General features: G+C 37.3%; 4 protein-coding genes. 1 reads left to right on the top strand and 3 read right to left on the bottom strand.

What is annotated here, in order from left to right; all coding sequences use genetic code 11:
• Positions 1 to 50 precede the first annotated feature (50 nt).
• Together JGH11_RS19260 and JGH11_RS19255 are read right to left on the bottom strand one after the other, a co-directional pair.
• Positions 51 to 998 (bottom strand): hypothetical protein, encoded by a 948-nt coding sequence (locus tag JGH11_RS19260; RefSeq protein WP_201114512.1) that lies wholly within the window; start codon positions 996 to 998, stop codon positions 51 to 53.
• 25 nt (positions 999 to 1,023) lie between these two features.
• Complete coding sequence (locus tag JGH11_RS19255) at positions 1,024 to 2,193, bottom strand: XkdF-like putative serine protease domain-containing protein (protein ID WP_201114511.1); 1,170 nt, start codon at positions 2,191 to 2,193, stop codon at positions 1,024 to 1,026.
• Positions 2,194 to 2,409: 216 nt separating this feature from the next.
• On the opposite strand from JGH11_RS19255, the gene JGH11_RS19250 reads away from it, so the two are divergent.
• Positions 2,410 to 2,841, top strand: a complete 432-nt coding sequence (locus tag JGH11_RS19250) for a hypothetical protein (RefSeq protein ID WP_201114510.1) — start codon at positions 2,410 to 2,412, stop codon at positions 2,839 to 2,841.
• A 73-nt stretch (positions 2,842 to 2,914) separates the two neighbouring features.
• Here JGH11_RS19250 and JGH11_RS19245 read toward each other — a convergent pair whose 3' ends face one another.
• Entirely contained in the window at positions 2,915 to 3,823 is a 909-nt protein-coding gene (locus JGH11_RS19245; RefSeq protein ID WP_201114508.1) for a DUF3943 domain-containing protein, read from the bottom strand.
• Between the last annotated feature and the right edge of the window lie 203 nt (positions 3,824 to 4,026).

Raw genomic sequence — 4,026 nt, 5'->3', positions numbered from 1 at the left:
ATACATTAGCAGATAAACATTCTTAATTTGCCAATCACCGAACCTGCCTATTAGTTATTTGGGCTATAATACACCACTTCGTCTTCGAACGGAATAGCAAAACCAAGACGCAGGCGGCCATCTATAAATATCTTATTGTCGTAAGGCGCAGCCATTTGTCCCAGACGGATTTCTTCCAAGTCGCTCAACAAGTCTGTACCTAGCAAAAAGTTAGATGCCTCAGCCACAATCATATCATTGTCGGCAATACCTTTTACAGGAACTATCTCTGCACCCAGATATTTTACGACATCGTTCTCTACAATAAAATTGGGGTTTACAACCACATTAGTTCCGAATACACCTCCTAGTGCAATCTTCACTTTCAGCAACGTAGCATAAGACACATATACGTTAAGGCTTTCTTTTTCTAGTCCTATCGCAGCCACGTCTTCGGGAAGAGCTGCAAATGCTTTTTCTATTTCACTCAGAACATTGTCTTTTGTTAAGGCTACGCCTGTGACTTTTACAGCGTCTATACTATTTCCCAATACTTTGATCACTCCATCAAAGTCGTTTGGATTAGCAGTGCTATCTCCTTTAAATATTTTCGTTTCTATCTCGCTGCTCAACTCATTTGCCAAAAGAGCCATTGTGGCTTCTTCCAATGTATCGGGTAGTTCCTGATTTTTAGCTCCAGGCCCCATCATCCAGATCGTACGTTTGCGCTCAAGATCGTCGAGACATTGCTCCAGATTGATTTTGTAAGTTTTCACTTTCAATTCTTTCTCACTCAACTTTGCTATTTGCTGAGGAGTCCATGCACAATCGCGAGAGTCGGCCTGAAGAATATTCCCTGCAAGGTCTATCAGATTTAGTTGTGTAGATTCTTTGATGCCGATAATAGGCGTGATTTTCCCTTTTTCGATAAGTTTACCTCCAAACACTGCTTTTGTAAACCAATCCATATTAGATGATGGTTGATAGGTCAGAGATGAAATGTCATACATATTTGCCATATTTTTTAATTTGTTTAACGGGTTATTATTTTCTTCTGTTTATTGTTTGATTAAGAGCTACAGCCATACGTTCGGCTGTAGTCATATCACCTATTCGGGTAGTAGTTGAATGCTGTACGGCAGGACGGGCAGATGGTGTTCTCTTTCGCATCTCTTCTACCTGCCCTTTAGTTTTTTCGAGCATAGTTTGTGCTTCTTCCAATGCTGTAGTCAAAGCATCGATAGTAGACTGCATTTCGGCTATCTTAGCCTTGAGGGCTTCCGCTGTTTTGGGATCGAAGCCCGATAATTTGTATTTTACTTTGTTGCGACGCAATGTCTGAGGAGCTGTTTCTTCTTCGGGATTTGTTTTATTTTTGGAAGCTTCACGTGTTTCTACAAACTGTCCTTGCTCATCGATAATCAGCAAATTGCCATTGGCCAATTTATGTTCGCCGGCAGGCATCTGTTCACCATCGAGTGTCGCAAAACCGTCTTCATCTACATAAACCTCCTTGCTGTCGGCTAATACAAAAACCACATAGGGAGTTCCGCTAGCCGTTACATCAGCCTTTTCTACGGCTTCGATGTCGAGCAACATGCGGGCAATACGTCCGAGCAATGTGTGTTTCGGTTTTTTCTTGTTCATTCTTACATTCATTTGATTTTTAATTTTGGATATATCGGGTTGTTGATTGAAAAAACCTTCCAAAGAGAAGCCTTTGACATGGCCGGTCATTACTTCTTTTTCCCAGTATGCTGAGTCTTCCACCTTGTAGCTGCACATCAAGGTCCCTTTGGGTAGGTTTTCAAATCCTAATGCTTTCGATTTGTCTGTTTCAGGGTCTTCTATAATCCATAGTTCGGTCAGGTAATTGCCCGACAAGGCTGTCTGATGCTGATGAGTAGTATTGTGCAACGCCACACCTGTGCGCATCATTTTGTGAGCAATCTTTTCTATTTGTTGAGCCGAAAAACGGATATAATAGTCGCCTAGTTCGGGGCTATTGCGATAGATTAATTGATCGGGCTTAAGTACTACACCCGTAAGCAATTGCTTTTTTGTATCACGATTCAGAAAAACTCTTTCCGATTGTTTTTTCAAAGCTACGAAGTCTACTTCGTTGGCAGGGTAATCGACAAACGAAATGGCTAGGATTCCTGTTGTGTCGTCTTCGCTTTCGTCGATAATACAATTGTAGATTGGTAAGTTCATAGATTATCTGCTTTTTAGGGTATAGATAATCGGGAGAAAAGAAAATGCAGATTTGTAAGAAATTTAAAAAAATATACCTCTTAGGCTAGACATAATAAGTACTTTTGGAAAATAAAGCTTATAATTCTTAAATACTATGACAAAAAAGACTTCTTCAGATTAGTAATTAAACTGTTCGGTTTATACCTGTTAACACTTGCACCATCCACTTTTTCAATGACAATCACATCACTTGTTTATCATGCCGATATCATTATTATAATAGTATCAATGATTACGATTACTGCATATCTTGCATTTGCGGTACTATTAATAGCCTATTCTGATTTAATAATCAGCTTTCTCAAGTTGGATAAAGGCTTTGATGACGAAAAGATAGAGATATTGAATATTAATATGCAAAAATTGGTAGCGTTTGCTGTAATTGTTGTAGGTGGAATATTGATAGTTCACAATTTTTCACTAGTATTTGTTGCTCTGTATAATATATTTTTAACTCTAGTAACTAATAACAAGGATGGCATCTTTTCTCCACATACATACAATAATATATATTATACCGGCTTGATAGACTTTGTCATAGGTTTACTACTCGTTATGAATTATAAGCGAATAGCACTTTATGTGACAAAAAAAAGCAAACAATAATTTTTAATAAACCCATAGTGTCCTTAGCCCGTAAAATAGGCTAAGGACACTATTTATTTAACAGATAATCTATCTAAAAGGACAAATTAACAGTAAAGCCCAAAGCCATACTGTTTTCGGATGGACTAAGCCACGGAGTGCAAACCACAAAATCCCGTATTTTTTTGTTCTTTCCTCTATTGGGATTTCCTGCAAATATTCCGATAACTTCGTTGATCGGGTCTATCAGATAAGCCACGACATTGCCCACAATGGATGAACCGAAAAGTTCGTAGCCATTAGATACGATATGGCGTTTGAGTACATAAAAACCTTCTCCTATTATAAGCCCTGCCACCGGAGTTAGGACTAGATCCTGAATAGAAGGAATTTCCATAAAGGCCTCAAATCCGTACTCCCATAGAAAAGTAGATATAGCGGCTGAATAGAAAAAAGAGTAAAGAGCGCTAAATCCCACACTTCTTGCTCCCATATAATATGCAGCTCCTCCATATGGATGAAGTACATAATTGAAAATAGCATTGTCTTTATCTACAACAGGGCCTTTTTTCACATTCCTCCACCACCGTTTAAATGGGGGAACATCCATAATTTCTTTCTTGTTCCAGCTGGTAGCATCTTCTGGCAATGAATGCAACACACCGAGTGTTAAAACTCCTGCGCCGGCCAATACTGTGGTATTCAATCCTAATCGCTTATAATTAGGGTAATGACCTTTGATAGAATAAGGTAAGTCGTAAATATTTACTTTGGATGGTATAAGCATAAAATTTTTCTTGTAAATATTACCTGAAAAAGAAGCATCTATTTTGAAGTTTTTTACTATCGAAGAGGGAGTTGTTTTGAGTGTATCTGACTTTATAGTTATATCTCGTACATCTAATTCTTTTTGGGCTTCAGCATTTAACACATACACAAACAATAACAGTAAGATAAAGAAATATCTATTTCCTTGTTTGCTGATGAATTTTTTATCTTCCATTTTAGCAACAACCAGTTTTTAATTATATCTTATTCTAAATTTAGTTATTTACACCTACACAGATTTCCTCTTTCTCCAAGGATTCTTCTTTTACGATGAAAAATTCTCTCGATTTTAACCAATCAAAAAATATTTTAACATTTATAATTGGTTTTATAATTAATAATGCTTTTTGTATATAAAAAGTTTACAGCATATTACAC

The sequence above is a fragment of the Dysgonomonas sp. Marseille-P4677 genome (assembly GCF_016652235.1).
In the GTDB taxonomy this organism is placed as follows: Bacteria; Bacteroidota; Bacteroidia; order Bacteroidales; family Dysgonomonadaceae; genus Dysgonomonas.
The sequence above is the reverse complement of the archived record's forward strand: the minus strand, read 5'-3'. Positions and strand labels throughout refer to the sequence as shown.

Excerpts from the sequence above, each read along its gene's own strand:
- JGH11_RS19245 (WP_201114508.1), bottom strand. The coding sequence starts at position 3,823 with ATGGAAGATAAAAAATTCATCAGCAAACAAGGAAATAGATATTTCTTT.
- JGH11_RS19255 (WP_201114511.1), bottom strand. The coding sequence starts at position 2,193 with ATGAACTTACCAATCTACAATTGTATTATCGACGAAAGCGAAGACGAC.
- JGH11_RS19250 (WP_201114510.1), top strand. The coding sequence starts at position 2,410 with ATGACAATCACATCACTTGTTTATCATGCCGATATCATTATTATAATA.
- JGH11_RS19260 (WP_201114512.1), bottom strand. The coding sequence starts at position 998 with ATGGCAAATATGTATGACATTTCATCTCTGACCTATCAACCATCATCT.